A 19535-nucleotide genomic window follows, 5' to 3' on the forward strand; every position below is an offset into this window, starting at 1 on the left:
GAGGAGCCGGATGCGATGACCCGCATGTCCGGATCTGTGAGAGGCCCATGCAAATGCGCATGGGCCTACTCGATTGTGCTGTAACCGCTTTTCATCAAGGTTGCCGTTAACCGACTTCTGGGCTCCTGCATAGGATAAAGGACTACTTTTATCGGAGGGACGTTGTATGAAGATTCGGAAAAGATGGGGAGTTGCCTTATCCGCTGTCCTGCTGCTCAGCAGCATCGTTTCGGCCTGTGGATCGAAAAGCACGGAAACAACCAAGGTTCGCATTGGCGAAGTGACGCGATCCTTATTTTACGCACCGCAGTATGTAGCGCTGTCGCAAGGCTTTTTCAAGGATGAAGGACTTGATGTAGAGCTCACGACAACACCCGGCGGCGATAAAACGATGACGGCTCTGCTCTCGAACGCCATCGACGTGGCGCTAGTCGGCTCGGAAACGTCCATTTACGTGTCGCAGCAAGGCTCGGATGATCCGGTCATTAATTTTGCGCAGTTAACGCAAACGGACGGCACCTTCCTGGTGGCCCGCAAGAAAGTGGATTCATTTGATTGGAATTCACTCAAAGGCTCTGTTTTCCTCGGTCAAAGAAAAGGCGGAATGCCGCAAATGGCGGGGGAGTTCACGCTCAAGAAACACAATATTGATCCGCAGAAGGATCTCCAGCTCATTCAAAATATTGAGTTCGCCAATATCGCGACGGCGTATTCGTCAGGAACCGGGGAATATGTTCAGCTTTTTGAACCGCAGGCGTCGATCGTCGAGAAAGAAGGCAAGGGCTTTGTTGTCGCTTCGTTCGGCGTAGAGAGCGGACATTTGCCGTACACGGTTTTCATGGCAAAACAGAGCTTCATGAAGCAAAACCCGGATACGGTCCAGAAGTTTGCGAATGCGATCCAACGTGCACAGCTGTGGGTTGCCGCGAAAAGCGTGGATGAAATTACGAACGCGGTGCTGCCGTATTTTAAAGATATCGATGTAGAGATCGTGAAAAGCGTCGTGAAGCGCTATAAGGATCAAGGCTCCTTTGCGACAGACGGGATCGTCGATGAGCAGGAATGGAACAATTTGCTGGATGTGATGACTTCCGCAGGAGAGCTGAAACAGAAAGTGGCCTGGAAAACGCTGGTGAACAACACGTACGCGGAAAAAGCAAAAACAACCGTAAAACAACCGTAAGCGTGAATTGGCGTAGGCGGAGATGAGGGCGAGAGGGGAGTGCAAACATGGAAACAGCTGTTACGGTGAAAGACGTGACACAAGTCTACGTGACCGAGGAGAGGGCGACACTCGCTGTGCAGGGAATCAATTTGACCGTTGCGCATGGTGAGTTCGTCAGTCTCATTGGCCCAAGCGGCTGCGGGAAGACGACTCTCTTGTCGATCATCGCCGGCCTTATTCGGCCAACGGCCGGCACCGTGGCTGTCGCGGGAAAGCCCGTACACGGTCCGTCCACAAAGGTCGGCTATATGCTGCAGCAGGACTATCTGTTCCCTTGGCGGACAATCGAAGATAATGCCTGCATCGGTTTGGAGATTGCCGGGCAGTTAACGAAAGAAAACAAACAAGGCGTGTTAAGCTTGCTGGAGGAGATGGGTCTGTACAGCTTCAAGGATTACTATCCTTCGCAGCTGTCCGGGGGGATGCGCCAACGGGTAGCTTTGGTCCGCACGCTAGCGATGGAGCCTGAGCTGCTGCTGCTGGATGAGCCGTTCTCCGCGCTGGATTATCAAACCAAGCTTCAATTGGAGGATTTGGTTGTAGAAACGCTGCAAGCCAAGGGGAAAACGGCGGTCCTTGTCACGCATGATATTTCAGAGGCTATCGCGATGAGTGATCGTATTATCGTGTTGGATCCTAATCCGGGCCGGATTCGCCAAGAGTTTCTGATTCCGGAAGAAATCCGCAAAGCAGTACCTTTCGAAGCACGGGAGCTGCCCGGATTCCACGCGCTCTTCCGATTGATTTGGCAGGAGTTTGGAGGGCATGACGCATGAAAGAAAAACAACCCCAACCGGCTCAACCTATAGCTGTTGAAGATTCGCTTATCAAACGGGTTCACCGCCAATTTGCCCATGCCAGAAAGAAGGAAACGAGACAAGTAAGGCTCGCACAAATCGTCATTCTCGTCGTGTTTTTTGCCCTGTGGGAAGTGGCGGCCCGTTTAAAATGGATCGATGTGCTCCTTTTTAGCTATCCGACAAAAGTATTTAAGCTGCTCGGGGATAAACTGCTGGACGGGAGCCTGCTGCCTCATGTCGGCGTTACGGTCGTGGAAACGATCATCGGCTTTGCACTGGGCACGCTATTCGGCACAGCCTTGGCCGTCGTGATCTGGTGGTCGCCGTTTCTGTCCAGAGTACTCGACCCGTATATCGTCGTCATCAACAGTATGCCTAAGGTCGCGCTGGGTCCGCTTTTTATCGTAGGATTAGGGCCAGGATTGCTCTCCATCATCGCGACTACCCTTTCAATTACGGTCATCATTACAACGCTTGTCGTATATGGCAGCTTCAAAGAGGTTGATCATAATTATGTGAAGGTCGTTTCCTTATTCGGAGGGACGAAGAGGAAGGTATTCCAAAAAGTTATCCTGCCCGCATCGTTTCCGGCGATTGTGTCCACCTTGAAAGTGAACGTTGGCTTAGCGTGGGTCGGCGTCATTGTAGGGGAGTTTCTAGTCTCGCAAATGGGTCTCGGGTACTTAATTATATATGGCTTTCAAGTGTTTAATTTTACGCTAGTCATTTCCACCTTGTTTGTCATTGCGATTGTTGCGACCTTCATGTACCAGATCGTTTCCAAGTTGGAAAAAAGATTGACAAAACACCGGTAAAGCTTGCCACTTTGCAATCAAAATGAAATAATGAGCCCATAGTACAACCAGCAAAGAGGTGAAACGCTATGGGCTTTCGCGTGCTCAAAACCGCCCTTGCCGTCGGAATCGCGATGTATCTCGCGCATGCATTCGGGATCAAAACGCCCGCCGCTGCAGGGCTGCTCGCTATTCTCGGCATCGAGGTGACAAAGAAAAAAGGAATTCAAAGCGCGCTTCACCGCATAGCTGCATCTATGCTCGCACTGTTGATGGGAACCTTGCTGTTTAAGCTGTTCGGCTTTCATGTGTGGGTTATCGTGCTCTTCGTGCTCCTAGTGTTTCCACTGCTGCACCGCCTGCGGATTTCGGAGGGCACAGTGACGGGAGCAGTCGTGATGCTGCATTTGTTCGCTTACGAGGATGCCGGCTGGACATCGGTTTTGAACGAAATGCTGCTGCTTCTAATCGGACTAGGAACAGCGACGTTGATCAATATTGCTTACATGCCCAAGGCAGATAAAGCGATGGTAGCGCATAAAAAAAGAGTAGAGGATTTATTTTCGAGCATATTTGTAAATATGGCTAAGCATCTGCGGGATAACTCCGTCATTTGGGACGGTAAAGAGCTATTGGAGGTCAGCGAAGAGATCGATCAGGGGGCCAGTCTCGCCAAAAGGGCGATGGACAATACGCTAATTTTCGGAGGCGATTCGTACTGGCGGGTTTATTTCTTTATGAGAGGCGAGCAGTTGGAGTCGATTCACCGGATGATCGTCCTGGTCGCCCATGTATATCAGACTTTGCCGCAGGGAGAGCTGCTCGCAAAGATCCTTGAAGATATTAGCCAAACTGTAAAGGAAGACTATTATACAGGGCTAGCCGAGAAAGAATTGCAAGAGCTGGATGCCCGTTATAAAAGGATGCCGCTGCCGGAAAGCCGCGAAGAATTCGAGGTCCGATCGGCGATTTTGCAGCTTAACCGGGAGCTGATGCACTATTTAGCCATTGCCAAAAAAAAAAAAAAACACCGCCCGGAGGCGGGTTGACTCTAACAGATATCCCTATTTTTAAACAATAAAAATATATAAAATAGTTGTCACTCTAGACTAATGTCCTGCATACACTTGTAATGAATGATTGTATGGAGGAGGTTGAAAGGATGTCATTAGATAAAGATTTGCAAAGCAGAGAGATCATTACGAAAGCTGTCTGCGGTAAAGGTCGCAAATTTTCACATGTAAGTCATACCGTGACGCCGCCCTTTTCTCCGACCAGTATATTGGGCGCTTGGATTATTAATAACCAATTCGAGGCGATCCAATCCGGAGAGGGCGTAGAGGTAGTTGGTACTTACGATATCAACATCTGGTATTCTTACGATCGCAACACGAAAACAGACGTAGCAAAAGAAACCGTTTCGTACGTAGAAGTCGTTGGACTAAGCTACTTGGACAAAAAACATAAGCCGATGACAGCTGAAGTATCTGCTGTCGCAACGCAAGAGCCAAACTGCGTAGAAGCCAGTATCGCGTCAAGCGGCGACAGCGTAGTCATTCGGGTGGAGCGCGAGTTCCAAGTCGAACTCATTGCGGAAACGAAAGTGTTTGTCATCGTCAGCCCGTACGGTCCTGGAGACTTCGACGACAAACATGTGGACTTCGATGATAGCGGCGACGGAGATTTCGAGGATCTCGATGCCGAACTTCTTGAGGATGATTTAGGTTAATGAACCTTATACGCCAGTGTATGCTGGCGTTCCAGGTTCGGCAGAGGGCATTTGCCCTCTTTTTTGTTTTCTGGACATATTTGGGCAAACGAGAAGGGGCAAAGGCGAATGGAATCATTTTTGCTGCACGCACAAGAGAAAGAAGCGCTGGAGCTGGCGGGGCTCATTCAAATTCCCAGCGGCACCGCTCTTCCAGAAGATTGGGGAGGCCGCATCGTTATTCACTGGGGGGCTGCTCATGATGAATGGCCCGAGAAACAGGCGCTGCAGCCCATTAAAGCGATTTTGAGGGCCAAGGCAGGCGTGAAGCGTGATGAACGCCTTGCGCTGCATGGCTTGAAGACCCCTCTATCGCTTAAGAAGCGCGGTCTAGTGAAGGATGAACGGATAACGTTTACCCACAAGTATAAGGTAGCCGTCTTTCATTTACAGACGCTTATCGTCTATGAAAAAAAAGAAACGCTGCTTCTGTCCGAGCGGGCTCTGCTGGATCAACGTCAAGCAAACGGGAATTCCGCTTACATCGAAGTGACGCCCGACCGGGCCGGCTTTCATGTGCGCAGAGCAAGCCGTGAAGCAGTGAAGGCCATTTATGCGCTTGGTTTGGATTACGGCCTTGTCACCATCGGCGTGCTGCCAACCGGGCACACACTCGTACTGGACGTTGATCCAGTACCGAAACTGAATGCCAAGCTGACGCAGCTGTTCGCGCAGGCTATTGACCGGTATGAGCTTGCACTCGCCAAGGAGGTGCGGCGCAAGGAGCGGGTAATGTTAGGGACCGATCCCGAGTTTCTGCTGCTGAGTCCGCAAGGCCAAGTCGTGTTCGCTGACCGCTTTCTGACAAGAGAAGGCGAAGTCGCCTGCGACGCGATCGTGCTTAGCGGACACCGCCTCATTCTGCCGCTGGCGGAGCTGCGCCCGCAGCCAAGCACAGAGCCGCGCGAGCTGGTGAAGAACCTGCAGGCTGCGATGGGGCTTGCCGCGCGTTCCATCACGGACGAGAGCCTGGCGTGGCTCTCGGGCGGCATGCCGGTGGGAGGGTATCCCCTCGGCGGACATATTCACTTCAGCCGCTGCTGGCTGAACGTTCATCTCCTGCGCTCGCTCGATAACTACCTCGCGCTGCCTTTGATCTTGATTGAGGGCGATACAACGCGTCAGCGCCGCCCGAGGTATGGTTTTCTCGGCGATTTTCGCAAGAAATCGCACGGGGGCTTCGAGTACCGCACCCTGCCGAGCTGGATGCAATCGCCTCTGATTACGCGCGGCGTCTTCGCGCTTGCCGCGCTCATTGCCGATAACTACTGGCTCCTTACCAAGCAGCCGCTGCAGGACCCGGAGATCGAGGCGGCATATTATCGCGGGGATAAACTGCGGCTCCATAAAGTAGTTGACAGGCTTTGGCAGGATATTGTGCAGTTGAAAGGCTATGAGGTACACGCTGCCGTTTTGGACCGGTTCCGGGCAAGAATGGTATCCATGGAACCGTGGAACGAAAGAGACGACATTCGTAAAGCATGGAAAATTGCCCCGTACAACCGTAAAGAAGCAATTGAAGAAGGAATCATGTTATAATAGAGTATCTATATGAAGATGAAAGATAGGCAATCGCTAGAGGCTCGCAGGTCCGTATGCATGCTGCCTAAGAGGCAGGATGTTTGGGACGAGAGGGGCCTTTAGCGGCTGCTGCCTTGGATGAATATGCCTGTATGTCTATGAAAATGAAATATGGAGTTTCATAGGGTTAGATTGAATAAGTGATTGGTTGGAGGAACGCAAGGTGGCCCAATATACGCCGATGATTCAGCAATACTTGGCCGTGAAGGCGCAAGTCCCGGATGCTTTTTTGTTTTTTCGTCTGGGTGATTTCTATGAAATGTTTTTTGAAGATGCCATCAATGCTTCCCGCGAGCTGGAAATAACGTTAACCGGAAGAGAAGGCGGAGCAGACGAGAAAATCCCGATGTGCGGCGTGCCGCACCACTCGGCAGAGAACTATATGTCCCGGTTAATCGAGAAAGGCTACAAAGTCGCCATTTGTGAGCAGGTCGAAGATCCGGCCGAAGCCAAAGGCGTTGTTCGCCGCGAAATCGTGCGGATTGTAACGCCGGGAACCGTCATGGACAGCAAGCTGCTTGGCGAATCCAGCAATAACTACATTGTGTCATTGGTGTCCCGCGAAGAAGGCTATGCCTTTACGGCATGCGATATTTCAACAGGCGAGCTGTATACGACGAAATTAGCGCCATCCTGGGAGTTTGTTGCCGATGAGCTTAATGTGTATAACCCTTCCGAGATTATTACGGATGCGGCGCTTTTAACGACAATTCGCGAATCCGGGGTAACTTGGGGACGCAGTACGGTATTAACCGAATGGACGCTGTCAGACGAGAAATTGCTCGATGAGCATTTTGCGGAAGACTCCTCTCTCTCCGGCTTATCCCCGCTGAATCGGAATGGTGTGGCCTTGCTGCTGGCGTATTTGAAAGAAACGCAAAAACGCGCGCTTACCCACGTGAAGCACATTAGGGTTTACGAACCCGATCAATTCATGACGATGGATCCGTTTACGCGCAGAAATCTTGAATTAGTAGAGACGGTCCGCGAGCGGGCGAAAAAAGGTTCCCTGCTTTGGCTCCTCGACAAAACGGTAACGGCGATGGGCGCACGCATGCTGCGCCGCTGGATCGAGAAGCCGCTCATGAGCGTGACGCGCATCGAAGAGCGGCTGGAAGCTGTTAACTTGCTCTACAATCAGCTCATCGTACGCGATGATGTGAAGCAAGCTTTGAAGGAAGTTTACGATTTGGAGCGGCTCGTCGCGCGGATATCTTATGGCAATGCGAATGCCCGCGATATGGTCGCACTGAAGCACTCCTTGCAGCAAGTTCCGCTGCTGCAAGCCGTATGCGCACAATCCGGCTCCGAAACGCTTCGCAAGCTAGTCGAGAATATGGACGTCTGCGATGATGTCATGTCTTGGATTGGTAACGCAATTGTGGACGAGCCTCCGGTCTCGATCCGGGATGGCGGGATGATTCGCGAAGGTTATCAGCCTTATCTGGATCAACTGCGCGAGGCAAGCACGAACGGGAAACAGTGGATCGCCGAGCTGGAACGCCAGGAGCGGGAAGCGACGGGCATCAAGTCGCTCAAGATCGGCTATAACAAAGTGTTCGGTTATTTCATCGAGGTAACCAAAGCGAATATGTCGGCGCTGCAAGAAGGCCGATATGAGCGCAAACAGACTCTGGCGAATGCCGAACGCTATGTGACCCCTGAGTTGAAAGAGAAAGAAGCGCTCATTCTGGAAGCGCAGGATAAAATGATCGATCTGGAGTATGAGCTGTTCACGGAGCTTCGCGACCGGATTTCCCAGCATATCTCCAGATTGCAGAAGCTGGCGGAAGTGATCGCGACCGCCGACGTGTACCAATCGTTGGCCGCCGTCAGCGCGGCGCAGCACTTCCGCAAGCCGGAGATCGGCGAAGGCTTCGATCTCCACATTGAAGAAGGCCGCCACCCCGTGGTGGAGGCGGTCATACAAGACGGCTCGTTCATCGCGAACGATACGCGCCTGGAAGGAGAGCAGGGCCGCATTCTGCTCATTACCGGCCCGAACATGGCCGGCAAGAGTACATATATGCGGCAGGTTGCCGTGATCTGCCTGATGGCGCAGATCGGCTGCTTCGTTCCGGCCCGCTCCGCGCGCATTCCGGTCACGGACCGGATCTTCACGCGGATCGGCGCGGCCGATGACTTGATCGGCGGGCAGAGTACGTTCATGGTCGAGATGATGGACATCCAAGTGATGACGGAGAAAGCGACGAGCAAGAGTCTTGTCATCATCGACGAGCTCGGCCGCGGCACATCAACGGGAGAAGGCATGGCGATCGCGCAGGCCGTCATCGAGTTTCTGCATGACCGTATAGGCTGCAAGACGCTCGTGTCGACCCACTTCCATGAGCTCGCCCACTTGGAAGAAAGCCTCCGCCATTTGCGCAATCACTGCATGGCGGTCAAAGAGAGCGGCAGGCAGGTGACCTTCCTGCGCAAGCTCATCCCCGGGGCAGCCAGTACGAGCTACGGCATCTATTGTGCCGAAATCGCCGGGCTGCCGGATGCGATCATTCAGCGTTCGTATGAGCTGCTGAATGGCTTTGAAGAGCGGGCGGCGGGCGCAGCCCAGGTTGCCGCCGCGGCTGTGGCGGCTGTGGCGGTTCCCGCCCCTGCGCCCGCCCCGATACAGCAGCTGTCCCTCTTCGAGGAGGAGGGCACGGCGGCAGCGTCCGGCAAGAAGAAGCCGGACGCCAAATCCCAGCAGGTGCTCGACCAGCTGAAGGGCATTGACTTAATCAATATGACGCCGCTGCAGGCGCTCAATTTAGTTTACGAATGGAAACAAAAGCTGCAATAATTTTCATACTAATCCCCAAGGAGAGACGCATATGAAAAACAAGCCGAAATTGAAAGCAATGAAAGTAACGCTAGCTCTCGCGTCTGCTCTTATGATGGCAATGCCTGTCAATGCCGCATTCGCGAAAGAGGATTTGCAAACCATGCAAGTCAGAGAAATCATTGGAAAGCTGCATGTTAGCGGAGTGACGGAAGAAGCTTTGGCCGGTCAAAGCATTAAACAAATGATCGAAGGGCTGAAAGATCCTTATACGGTTTTCTTTAGCCAAGAGGAATACAGCCAGTTCACCAACTCTTTGGAAAATAATTATGTCGGTATGGGTGCCCGTATCGGACTTGATGATCAAGGTGTGTACTTATCGGAAGTGTTCGCCGGCTCGCCTGCCGAGATCGCTGGCTTGCAGCGGGATGACTATGTACGTGCTGTTGATGGCGTTCCCGCTTCAACGACCTCAATTGACGAAGTGCGCAACAAAATCATCGGCGTGGAAGGAACGAAAGTGAAGGTTACGGTTCAGCGCGGAGACAAGGAATTGACCGTCGAAATCACGCGCAAAGGGGTTAACGTGCCGGAAGTATACAGCAGCAGCTTCAGCAATGGGGTAGGGTACATTCAAATTACCGATTTTTCCAGTGATGCGGATGAAGATTTCGATACCCAGCTTGCCGCTCTGCAAGCAAATGGTTTGAAAACGCTGATTATAGATTTGCGCAATAACCCTGGCGGTCTTTTGGATACGGCGCAGAACATTGCGAAGCATTTTGTGAAAGACGGAGTGCTCATTCATACGAGAGACCGCAATGGGACTGATGATCCTGTGCTTATACAAGGCGGGACTACTTTACCCATTCCTGTATATATTTTAGCAAACGAAAATAGCGCGAGCGCATCGGAAGTACTTTCCGGCGCATTGCAGGATTATAACGTTGCCAAGGTAATCGGCATGCAGACGTACGGGAAAGGCAGCGTCCAACAGCTGTATCAATTGGATAACAAAAGTGCGCTCAAAGTGACGATTGAAGAGTATTTAACGCCGAACAAGCGCAAAGTGAATAAAGTCGGGATCACGCCTGATATCAAAGTCGACGGTCCGGCTGCGCAATTGATTACCGCCTTGCATACGGCAGGCATCCCCGATGTGCAAGTTGAAATTTCCAAGCACTCCGTGAAGTACAACGGTGTTGAAGTCGGAAGCGGATTTGGCAGCTTCCATGAAAATGGGAAATTTTACGCGACATCCCGCGGGTTAGCGGCTTTGGTCGGGGCAACCATCACATGGAATGACGCGAACCGGACGGTCGATATTTCCGACAGCAAAGGGACTCACGCCATCCCGGTTGAAGCGGACAAGCTCATTATTGAGAATGGAACGAGCTACGTCAATGTCGACCTGTTCGCCCAATATTTCCCGCAGCTGCAAGTGAATGATCAGGGAGAAAATGTTTCCATCCGCGTTGCAAAGGGGAACTAGGCGATATGGGTAAAATCCAGCTTTTAAGCGAGCATATCGCGAACCAGATCGCGGCAGGGGAAGTGGTGGAACGCCCTTCCTCCGTGGTCAAAGAGCTTGTTGAGAACTCGGTCGATGCGGAAAGCACGCGAATTGACGTGACCATCGAAGAAGGCGGACTGCAGCTCATTCGCGTAGCGGATAACGGGACGGGAATGGCGCTGGAAGATTGCGAATTAGCTTTTCAGCGGCATGCGACAAGCAAAATTGCGACGAGCAAAGATTTGTTTTCTATCCGTACGCTGGGCTTTCGCGGCGAGGCGCTGCCAAGTATAGCGTCGGTGTCCCGTCTAGAATGCGTTACAAGCTCTGCCAATGACGGCCTGGGGCGGAAAATCTCCATCGAAGGAGGCACGATTCGCACCGTTGAAGAAACGGCGGCTTCACGCGGGACCGAAGTGACGGTAAGGGATTTATTTTATAACACGCCGGCGCGCCTCAAATACATGAAGACCATCCAAACAGAGCTGGGGCATATCTCGGATTATATGTACCGGTTAGCTCTGGCTCACCCTGGCATCGCCTTCTCGCTCAAGCACAATGGCAACATGCTGCTGCAAACGCTGGGCAACGGCGATTTGCTGCAGGTCATAGCCGGTATTTATGGCACGGCCATCGGCAAGCAAATGCTGCCTATCCAAGTCGACAGCTTGGATTACACCATCACGGGCTTCGTGGCGAAGCCCGAAATGACGCGCGCGAACCGCGGCGGCATATCGACCATTGTCAATGGCCGATACGTCCGCAATTTCGCACTGAATCAAGCGCTGCTGCAGGGGTACCATACCCTGCTGCCGATCAACCGCTTCCCGGTCGCCGTGCTGCAAATCGGGATGGATCCTTCTCTGGTGGATGTGAACGTGCATCCATCCAAGCTTGAAGTCCGCTTCAGCAAAGAAGCGGAACTGACGGCGTTGATCGAGTCGGAGGTGAAGCGGCTGTTTGGCCGGCAAGTTCTGATACCGACGGGGAATAAGCCGTCCGCTCCGAAAGGGGCCTACATACAGGAGCAGCTTGATCTTACGCGGACGATTGAACCTGTAACAGGAGCGCCTTCTACCGCTGCGAAAGCACCGGAGATTATGGAAGAACCGGATGCTTCGCGGGTTCAAATTAAGGAAAGCTTTACAGCCTACAAACCGGAGCAGAAGCCGATCTTTGAACCGGCGGCAAGGATGACAGAGCCTAAATCATGGTCGCCTTCTACTGAGATTCCGAAGAGTTCGCCTAGTACGGGAGCATCCTATTCCTACTCCACGCGCTCTTCAACGCCACCTGTTAACACGTATTCGCCTCCTGCGGCCAATCCGAGACAGGTTTCGATTCAGCAGCAGCGCCGAACGAACGAAGCTTTCATGGATTTGCTGCCATCCAATGAGAATAGCGATGCGCCTAAGCTGCCTGCTTTTCCAAGATTGGATCCCATCGGTCAAATGCACGGGACCTACTTGATTGCACAGAACGAGGAAGGTCTGTACCTGATTGACCAGCATGCCGCACATGAGCGAATCAATTATGAATATTACTACGAGCGTTTTGGCAATCCTGCTGAGGCAAGCCAAGAATTGCTCGTTCCGATTACACTGGAGTTTACGCCGTCCGAGGCGGGGATTCTTTCGGAAAGATTGTCCCTGTTTGAGCAAGCCGGCGTTTTTATGGAATCTTTCGGTGGAAATACGTTCTTGGTACGCGCTCATCCGCATTGGTTTCCTTCAGGGGAAGAGAAGGGGATCGTCGAAGAAATGTGCGAATGGGTGCTGAGCGAGAAGAAGGCCGTTGATATCGCCAAACTGAGAGAGAAAGCAGCGATTATGTGTTCCTGCAAAGCTTCAATCAAAGCGAATCAAGGGCTTAGCGTTCTGGAGATGGAGACGCTCATCGATCGTCTTTCCGGCTGCTGGAATCCGTATACGTGTCCGCATGGACGACCGATCGTCGTCAGTTTTACGACCTATGAACTGGAAAAAATGTTTAAGCGAGTGATGTAATCCCGTGATTGTAACGACTTCGTATAACCCGTCGGGTGAAATTATCGAGAAAGCAGGGCGGCTGGCTGTGGAATATGGCGGCCGAGTCGTCCCACGGCGGAAGTATTCTTTGGAACATCTTAGGAAAAATTATAAGGATCATGCCCTTCTGCTTGTGACTAGAGATGAGATCAGGTACTATGAAGATGACCATCCTGCTGCTTTTTTCCATCCCAGCATGGCACTCGTCCGCGTGAAACGCATGCTCAGAGGCGAATCAGACTTATTGATTGAAGCTTCCGGTACGGCACTTGGCGATGTCATCGTGGATTGTACAGCAGGCTTAGCGTCAGATTCGATCGTATTCTCCTTCGCAGTCGGCGCGCAGGGAAGTGTCACTGCCGTAGAAAGCGAAGCAATTCCGGCCATGCTGATTCAAGAAGGCTTAGCGCTTTACGAGTCGGAGGTGGCGGAGCTTAATGAGGCTATGAGGCGCATTAGGGTCAGAAAGCATCATCATCTTGCTTATTTGAAGCAATTAGCTTCTCAAAGTGTCGATGTTGTTTATTTTGATCCGATGTTTCGCAGTCCCATTGAAGAATCGCAGGCGATTTCCCATCTTCGAAGAAATGCGAACGATGAGGCAGTCTCTTTGGCTTCTATCGAGGAGGCCAAGCGTGTTGCACGCAAAAGCATTGTGCTCAAAGAAAATCGCGACAGCAGCGAATTTGCCCGTCTCGGATTTGAGCATGTTTTACGATCGACGACCAAAACAACGTATGGAGTGATTCGACTGTGTTAGCCCCATCAGCCAAGCCGAAATTACTCGTGCTTCTTGGTCCCACGGCAGTTGGCAAGACCAAGCTTAGTTTAGAAATCGCCCAGAAGTTCGGGTGCGAAATTATTTCCGGAGATTCCATGCAGGTGTACCGGGGGATGGATATTGGAACAGCGAAAGCGAGCGAAGCCGAACAGCTTCTAGTTCCACATCATTTAATCGATATTCATGATCCTTCCTATCCGTTCTCGGCAGCGGAATTTCAAGAGCGGGTGAAACAACTGATTCTTGACATCCACTCGCGTGGAAAGCTTCCTTTTATCGTTGGAGGTACAGGACTTTATATTGAGTCTGTATGCTATAATTACCAATTTACGGAAGTGAGCATGGATGAGGCATTCCGCCTCGAACAGGAGGCATACGCCATAGCGCATGGCGACGAAGCCCTGCACCTGAAGCTGCGAGAGATTGATCCGGAAAGCGCAGACCGGCTTCATGCCAATGACCGCAGACGGGTCATCCGGGCTATGGAAATTTATCATGTCTCCGGTGAGACGATGACATCGCATTTGGCCGCCCAGAAAAAAGAATCTCCTTACGAACTATGTATCATTGGATTGACAATGGACCGCGCTCTCTTATATAAGCGTATTGAGGAACGGATCGACGCGATGATGCAAGAGGGACTCGTGGAAGAAGTTCAATCGATTCTGGATGCGGGTTGTCCGAAGCAGGCTATTTCCATGCAGGCACTCGGCTACAAAGAAATCGTCAGCTATCTGGAAGGCGAGCTAACCCTGGAGGAGGCTGTCACGCTGCTGAAGCGGGATACACGCCGTTTTGCCAAGCGCCAGCTGTCCTGGTTCCGGCATATGAATGATATAGAGTGGGTGGATGTGACGGAGCCGGCAAATTTTTCTGCCCATTTCTCGAAGATTAGTGATATACTAGCAGGAAAGTTTGTACATAAAATTGAATATACTTAACAAATATGACCACTAGAAAATAGCGCCGTCCGGCGATAGTTTCATTCCATTAAGGGGGACCTACTGATGAACCGATCCATCAATATTCAGGACAATTTTTTAAATCAACTTCGCAAAGAAAGTATTCCCGTAACCGTTTATCTAACGAATGGGTTCCAAATCAGAGGGCTTATCCGCGCTTTTGACAATTTCACGATCATCATTGACAGCGAAGGCCGTCAGCAAATGGTGTACAAGCACGCCATTTCCACCTTCACGCCGCAACGTGCCGTTTCCCTAATGGCTGCTACGGAAGCTGCGGAATAATATTCCTCTACTTCTTTGGCTTTGCAACTTTTTAATGGACTGAACCGTCTAACCGAATATAAACTTGTGGAGCAACCTTGTATAAGGTTGTTCTTTTGTTGGTAAACAGATAAAGAATAGTACAACGAGGGAGTCGGTGGATTTGGAGAAACCTACGAACAAACAGCCTGCTACGAACGCCAAGACGAAACCGCAAGGCAAGAAGAAAGGCTCTAAAAAGAAGAAGTTTAGCTTCCGCAAATTAATTTTGGGTTCTATTATAGCAACGATTTTGGCATTCATCTGTGCGATGGCTATTTATATTGTCGTTATTATGAACGGCTTTAAGATTCTGGAGACGAACATCGATAAAATCGAAACGACGACCGAATCGACACTGATCTATGCGCAGGAAGAAGGCAAGGATAAGCCGGCAACGGAAATTGCCAAAATTTATAAAGGCGAGAACCGCGAAAGCGTGAAAATTAAAGACGTTCCGGAACGCTTGAAGCAGGCGTTTATTGCGACCGAAGATCGCCGGTTCGAGCAGCATTCCGGTGTCGACTTCTGGGCGATTGGCCGGGCGCTCGTCAAAGACGTTGTTCATATGAGCGCGGTCGAGGGCGGAAGCACCATTACCCAGCAGCTGGCCAAAAACGTGTTCCTCAGCTCCGAGAAAACCGCCTTCCGCAAAGGAACGGAGATGTCCATCGCTTTTGCGCTGGATGAAAAGTACACGAAAGATGAAATTCTAGAGCGCTACTTGAATCGTATTTTCTTTGGCAGCAACGCGTACGGCATTAAAGCGGCTGCCAAAGTATACTTCGGCAAGTCTAATCTAAATGATTTGAAGCTCTGGGAAATGGCGACACTTGCTGCTTTGCCAAAAGCGCCATCGAGATATTCGCCGTTAGCGAATCCGGATCTGTCCAAAGATCGCCGGGCTGTCGTCCTCAAATTGATGGCGGATCAAGGCTATATTACGGAAGCCGAACGCGCAGAAGCTGCCGCTGTGGATTATGTGCCGCCTACTGCGTCTGCTCAAAGTACGAAAGATTATGCCAGCTATGTCGATTACGTGATGAACGAAGCGGAAGACATGTACGGTATTGATGAAGATGAATTGTTGACGAAGGGTTACCGCATCTATACGACGATGAATCCGAACGCTCAAAAAATTATGGAAGATACGTACGCGAATCCGAGCTTTTTCCAGAACGATGCTTCCGACGGTCAGAAAATTCAAAGCGCCATGGTCATTGTCGATAATAAAACAGGCGGCTTGATGGCGATGATCGGAGGCCGGGACTACAAATCTCGTGGATTCAGCCGTATTTATTCCAAAAGGCAGCCAGGCTCGTCCTTCAAGCCAATCGCCGCATACGGTCCCGCACTGGATAGCGGAGATTACACGCCGTACTCGATGATGGATGATTCGCAAACCACATTCGGGAATGGAACCTATTCGCCACGCAACTATGACCGTGTGACGCATGGTCAAGTCACGATGCTTGAAGCGGTGAAAAAGTCATATAACTTGGCTCCCGTCTGGTTGCTGGATAAAATCGGCGTTTCCACCGGCATGGAGTTTGCCAAGAAGCTGGGCATCCAGCTGAATCCGCAGAAAGACAGAAACTTGGCGATCGCCCTTGGCGGTCTTACGGATGGCGTTTCCCCTCTGCAAATGGCGACGGCTTATTCCGTCTTCGCGAACCAAGGGGTAATGAATAAAACCCATGCCATCCTTCGCATTACGGACACGCAAGGGAAAGAAATCGCCGCTTACAAGCCGGAGAAGAAACAAGTGATTCAGCCGAAAACGGCTTATTATTTGACGCTTCTTCTGCAAGGCGTTATTGAGCCGGGAGGTACAGGTACCAAGGCGAAATTCAATCGTCCTGTCGCAGGTAAAACAGGCACAACAGGTTTGGATATCAAGGGCATCGAGAAATATGACCGTGACGTCTGGTTCGTCGGCTATACGCCGGAATGGACGGCAGCCGTATGGGAGGGCTTCGATAAGGTTGACGCGAAGCACTATGTTACCGTCGGCAGCGGAAGCACGGCCGCTATTTTCAAAGAGATCATGTCCAAGTCGCTGGATGGCCGTCCTGTCACGAACTTTGTGAAGCCTGACAACGTGCCTACGCCGACCGAAACGCCAACCGGTATTACGGATCTTTCGGCCGTGTATGAGATCGATAAGAAATCTGTTAAACTAACATGGACAGCGCTTGGCGATAATAAGACGAATTATAATGTTTACCGCAAAGGCTCCAAGGAAACGGATGCCAAGCTGCTGACGCAATCGCCTGTGCCTTCCGTGACTGATTCGTCGGTATACAGCGGGGAAGCGTATCAATATTATGTGGTTCCGTTCAGCGTAGACACGAATGTAGAAGGCGCTAAGTCGAATGTGGCCGCTGTGGAAATTCCGAAGGATGAAACACTTCCGGAAGGAATGAAACCGACGCCGTCGCCGGGCGTGTCGCCAACCCCTTCGCCAGGCGGCAATGGGAAGGATACGTCGAATCCGACGCAGTCTCCTGGTACGAAGCCTACGCCTACGCCGTCGCCGGGCAATACGGGCAAGCCGGAGTCGAATCCGAATCCGAATCCGAATCCGAGTCCAAGCACGCGGCCAAGCCCGACGCCACCGCCAGCGCCGACCAATAGTAAGCCGGCAGATGGAACGACGGAGAAACCGAAGGACGGCAATCAGAGTGAGGGCCAGACCAATGCTCCCAAGCAGCAGTAAGATTAGTTTCCAATTTGAACCCACGATAAGATGGAGGATCTCACAATGAACTTGTCTAAAACAAAAAAACTTTTGCCGCTCACACTGATCGCACTAACGCTGCTTGCATCCGCTTGCGGAAATAAGCCGACAGAAACGGCCGGCGGGACGGCAACGCCGAAAAGCGGCGCTACGGCGCCGGCAGCCGCTTCGCCTGGGGCGACGCCAACGGCGAAACAATGGAGCAAAGCGCCTGACATGACCATCGATACGAACAAAACGTATCAAGCGGACGTCACGACGTCGAAAGGCTCGTTTACGATCGATCTTTTCGCTAAAGATGCGCCAAAAACCGTCAACAACTTTGTGTTTTTATCCAAAGAAGGGTTCTATAACAATGTGACGTTCCACCGGATTATCAAATCGTTCATGATTCAAACGGGCGATCCGCAAGGCACGGGCATGGGCGGACCTGGTTATAAGTTCGCGGATGAGCTCAAAACAACGCACAAATATGAACCAGGCATTGTTGCCATGGCCAATTCCGGTCCGAATACGAACGGCAGCCAATTCTTTATCTGTTCGGGTGCTGATTGCGCGAATTTGAACCAAATGCCGAACTACACCATTTTCGGGAAAGTGACGCAGGAGGGGATGGCAACAATTGCGAAAATTGCCGATACGCCGGTAGAAATGGGCGGAGAGTCCACGCCGAGCAAGCCTAAAGAAAAAGTAACGATCAACGCTATCACCATTAAAGAGAAATAGAATACATTAGCTGCAAGAGCGTATAACCGGGGTACAAGATTGGAGGGATGCCGGGTGAAACAGCCCTGTTTATTGTTCCACGGATTTACAGGCGGGCCTTACGAGGTGGAGCCGTTAGCTCGGCATTTGCGTGAACGCGGCCAACTATGTAAAGTACCGGAGCTACCATGGCATGGGGATTCTTATCACCAATTGAAGTCAACCCGCTGGGAAGATTGGGTAAGGGCGGCTGAAGAGCAGGCGGAAGAGATGACCCGGGACTATGGCCAATTCGATATGGTGGGTTTCTCCATGGGGGGACTGCTTGCTGCCTATTTATCCGTGAGATATCCGGTCCGCCGGCTTATTTTATTGAACGCAGCCGTTATTTACGTAAGTCCCGGCCGCATGCTTGAAGAGATGCGCAACGAATGGAAATATCAAAGGAAAATATCGCTAACCAAAGCCAAATCAACGCCGTTAAGCGCCGCTTGGCAGTTTACCCGGTTAGTTCGCAATTTAAAGCCTGAGTTAAGTCAGGTGAGCATTCCTACTTTGATTGCACAATCCGAGAGGGATCATGTGATTCATCCACAAAGTGCGCGCTACATTTATAGGAAAGTGAGAGGTCAACGGGAGATTCACTGGCATCCCAGATCCAATCACCTCATTTGCCATAGTGACGATGCGGCCGTGTTGTTTCGTCAAGTTAGCGCATTTTTGGATAAGGAGTATACGGATGACGGCAAAAGCAAATATGAACCGTAAACAACGAACGGTTTCCCCGAAAGGGAAAAAAGCAAGCAAGCCTGCACGGAAGTCGGGGCTCTACCGGACGCTGGTTAATCTGTTTCGAACGATTGTCGTTGTGTTCCTTATCGGATTGGCCTGGATCGTATATGTCCAGTGGAAGGTGCAAGTAGCTCCGGATCAAGCACTGCCCAAGCAGGTTGATGTCGGCATTGTGCTGGGAGCGTCCTTGCGCCAGGATATTCCAAGTCCCGGTCTGCAGGAACGGCTTGATTTGGCCTTGGATTTGTATAATCAGGGGAAATTCAAGCAGTTGATCGTTAGCGGCGGACTGGATCATAACGGCTCCAAACTGACAGAAGCGGAGGGCATGCGCAATTATTTGGTGAACAAAGGGATTCCCGTCAAAAGTATTCTGATCGAGCCCCGGGCGACCAGCACGTATGAGAATTTGTTATTCTCTAAGCAAATAATGGACGAGCAAGGTCTTGTGAGCTCCATCATCATGACGCACTCCTATCATGGTTCTCGGTCGTTAGATATCGCCGAAACGGTCGGATTGAAAGATCCCCTCGTTTCATCGACCAAGTCCAAGGTGCTTTTCATGCCTTACCATGAACTCAGAGAAACGCTTGCTTATACGAAGTGGATATGGACGAAGCTGCTGCTCAAAGCAGGCATCTAGAAGAAAAGCATGACCTGAATGCGGACAAGCGCCGCACAGGCCATGCTTTTTGTGCGCTTGGCAGCGCAATGGACTAATGAGTGAAAGTCTCTAGTACACCGCGAGGTGGCGGAAGTACATAG

The 19535-nt window shown here is 51.3% G+C and carries 16 protein-coding genes; all 16 read left to right on the plus strand.

Annotation, left to right across the window (positions count from 1 at the left end; all coding sequences use genetic code 11):
* The first annotated feature begins 166 nt into the window (after nucleotides 1-166).
* The 16 genes from AC3WRW_RS30740 (at nucleotide 167) to AC3WRW_RS30815 (ending at nucleotide 19413) form a co-directional block, all read left to right on the plus strand.
* On the plus strand, nucleotides 167-1183 hold the full coding sequence (locus tag AC3WRW_RS30740; protein ID WP_492550020.1) for an ABC transporter substrate-binding protein: 1017 nt from the start codon (nucleotides 167-169) through the stop codon (nucleotides 1181-1183).
* 47 nt (nucleotides 1184-1230) lie between these two features.
* Nucleotides 1231-2001 carry an ABC transporter ATP-binding protein gene (locus AC3WRW_RS30745; protein WP_492550021.1) on the plus strand — a complete coding sequence of 257 codons (771 nt, stop codon included), beginning with the start codon at nucleotides 1231-1233 and terminating at the stop codon, nucleotides 1999-2001.
* Nucleotides 1998-2840, plus strand: coding sequence for an ABC transporter permease (locus AC3WRW_RS30750; protein WP_492550022.1), 843 nt, complete (start codon nucleotides 1998-2000; stop codon nucleotides 2838-2840). Before AC3WRW_RS30745 ends, AC3WRW_RS30750 begins: the two co-directional genes overlap by 4 nt.
* A gap of 68 nt (nucleotides 2841-2908) precedes the next feature.
* Entirely contained in the window at nucleotides 2909-3868 is a 960-nt protein-coding gene (locus tag AC3WRW_RS30755; RefSeq protein WP_492550023.1) for an aromatic acid exporter family protein, read from the plus strand.
* 113 nt (nucleotides 3869-3981) lie between these two features.
* Nucleotides 3982-4548, plus strand: coding sequence for an outer spore coat protein CotE (cotE, locus tag AC3WRW_RS30760; protein ID WP_492550024.1), 567 nt, complete (start codon nucleotides 3982-3984; stop codon nucleotides 4546-4548).
* Between the two features lie 108 nt (nucleotides 4549-4656).
* Nucleotides 4657-6126: a putative amidoligase domain-containing protein gene (locus AC3WRW_RS30765; RefSeq protein ID WP_492550025.1), complete on the plus strand. Its 1470-nt coding sequence runs from the start codon at nucleotides 4657-4659 to the stop codon at nucleotides 6124-6126.
* A 205-nt stretch (nucleotides 6127-6331) separates the two neighbouring features.
* Nucleotides 6332-8968, plus strand: a complete 2637-nt coding sequence (gene mutS, locus AC3WRW_RS30770; RefSeq protein ID WP_492550026.1) for a DNA mismatch repair protein MutS — start codon at nucleotides 6332-6334, stop codon at nucleotides 8966-8968.
* 31 nt (nucleotides 8969-8999) lie between these two features.
* Nucleotides 9000-10439, plus strand: a complete 1440-nt coding sequence (locus tag AC3WRW_RS30775; protein WP_492550027.1) for a S41 family peptidase — start codon at nucleotides 9000-9002, stop codon at nucleotides 10437-10439.
* A 5-nt stretch (nucleotides 10440-10444) separates the two neighbouring features.
* The gene (gene mutL / locus AC3WRW_RS30780) at nucleotides 10445-12466 is read left to right on the plus strand and encodes a DNA mismatch repair endonuclease MutL (RefSeq protein ID WP_492550028.1); all 2022 of its coding nucleotides are present in this window, start codon (nucleotides 10445-10447) and stop codon (nucleotides 12464-12466) included.
* Nucleotides 12467-12470: 4 nt separating this feature from the next.
* Complete coding sequence (locus tag AC3WRW_RS30785; RefSeq protein WP_492550029.1) at nucleotides 12471-13247, plus strand: class I SAM-dependent methyltransferase; 777 nt, start codon at nucleotides 12471-12473, stop codon at nucleotides 13245-13247.
* Complete coding sequence (gene miaA, locus AC3WRW_RS30790; RefSeq protein ID WP_492550030.1) at nucleotides 13241-14209, plus strand: tRNA (adenosine(37)-N6)-dimethylallyltransferase MiaA; 969 nt, start codon at nucleotides 13241-13243, stop codon at nucleotides 14207-14209. Before AC3WRW_RS30785 ends, miaA begins: the two co-directional genes overlap by 7 nt.
* Nucleotides 14210-14275: 66 nt before the next feature.
* A complete protein-coding gene (gene hfq / locus AC3WRW_RS30795) occupies nucleotides 14276-14515 on the plus strand; it encodes an RNA chaperone Hfq (RefSeq protein ID WP_274468252.1) in 240 nt (79 codons plus the stop codon).
* A 142-nt stretch (nucleotides 14516-14657) separates the two neighbouring features.
* Nucleotides 14658-17252, plus strand: coding sequence for a transglycosylase domain-containing protein (locus AC3WRW_RS30800; protein ID WP_492550031.1), 2595 nt, complete (start codon nucleotides 14658-14660; stop codon nucleotides 17250-17252).
* 45 nt (nucleotides 17253-17297) lie between these two features.
* Entirely contained in the window at nucleotides 17298-17999 is a 702-nt protein-coding gene (locus tag AC3WRW_RS30805; protein ID WP_492550032.1) for a peptidylprolyl isomerase, read from the plus strand.
* A 54-nt stretch (nucleotides 18000-18053) separates the two neighbouring features.
* Complete coding sequence (locus AC3WRW_RS30810) at nucleotides 18054-18746, plus strand: alpha/beta hydrolase (protein ID WP_492550033.1); 693 nt, start codon at nucleotides 18054-18056, stop codon at nucleotides 18744-18746.
* Nucleotides 18718-19413 carry a YdcF family protein gene (locus AC3WRW_RS30815; RefSeq protein WP_492550034.1) on the plus strand — a complete coding sequence of 232 codons (696 nt, stop codon included), beginning with the start codon at nucleotides 18718-18720 and terminating at the stop codon, nucleotides 19411-19413. Before AC3WRW_RS30810 ends, AC3WRW_RS30815 begins: the two co-directional genes overlap by 29 nt.
* Nucleotides 19414-19535 lie beyond the last annotated feature (122 nt).

This window comes from Paenibacillus sp. FW126-R14 (assembly GCF_058789495.1).

Excerpts from the sequence above, each read along its gene's own strand:
- mutL (WP_492550028.1), top strand. The coding sequence starts at position 10,445 with ATGGGTAAAATCCAGCTTTTAAGCGAGCATATCGCGAACCAGATCGCG.
- AC3WRW_RS30740 (WP_492550020.1), top strand. The coding sequence starts at position 167 with ATGAAGATTCGGAAAAGATGGGGAGTTGCCTTATCCGCTGTCCTGCTG.
- AC3WRW_RS30750 (WP_492550022.1), top strand. The coding sequence starts at position 1,998 with ATGAAAGAAAAACAACCCCAACCGGCTCAACCTATAGCTGTTGAAGAT.
- AC3WRW_RS30755 (WP_492550023.1), top strand. The coding sequence starts at position 2,909 with ATGGGCTTTCGCGTGCTCAAAACCGCCCTTGCCGTCGGAATCGCGATG.
- cotE (WP_492550024.1), top strand. The coding sequence starts at position 3,982 with ATGTCATTAGATAAAGATTTGCAAAGCAGAGAGATCATTACGAAAGCT.
- AC3WRW_RS30815 (WP_492550034.1), top strand. The coding sequence starts at position 18,718 with ATGACGGCAAAAGCAAATATGAACCGTAAACAACGAACGGTTTCCCCG.
- AC3WRW_RS30765 (WP_492550025.1), top strand. The coding sequence starts at position 4,657 with ATGGAATCATTTTTGCTGCACGCACAAGAGAAAGAAGCGCTGGAGCTG.
- AC3WRW_RS30805 (WP_492550032.1), top strand. The coding sequence starts at position 17,298 with ATGAACTTGTCTAAAACAAAAAAACTTTTGCCGCTCACACTGATCGCA.
- AC3WRW_RS30775 (WP_492550027.1), top strand. The coding sequence starts at position 9,000 with ATGAAAAACAAGCCGAAATTGAAAGCAATGAAAGTAACGCTAGCTCTC.
- AC3WRW_RS30745 (WP_492550021.1), top strand. The coding sequence starts at position 1,231 with ATGGAAACAGCTGTTACGGTGAAAGACGTGACACAAGTCTACGTGACC.
- hfq (WP_274468252.1), top strand. The coding sequence starts at position 14,276 with ATGAACCGATCCATCAATATTCAGGACAATTTTTTAAATCAACTTCGC.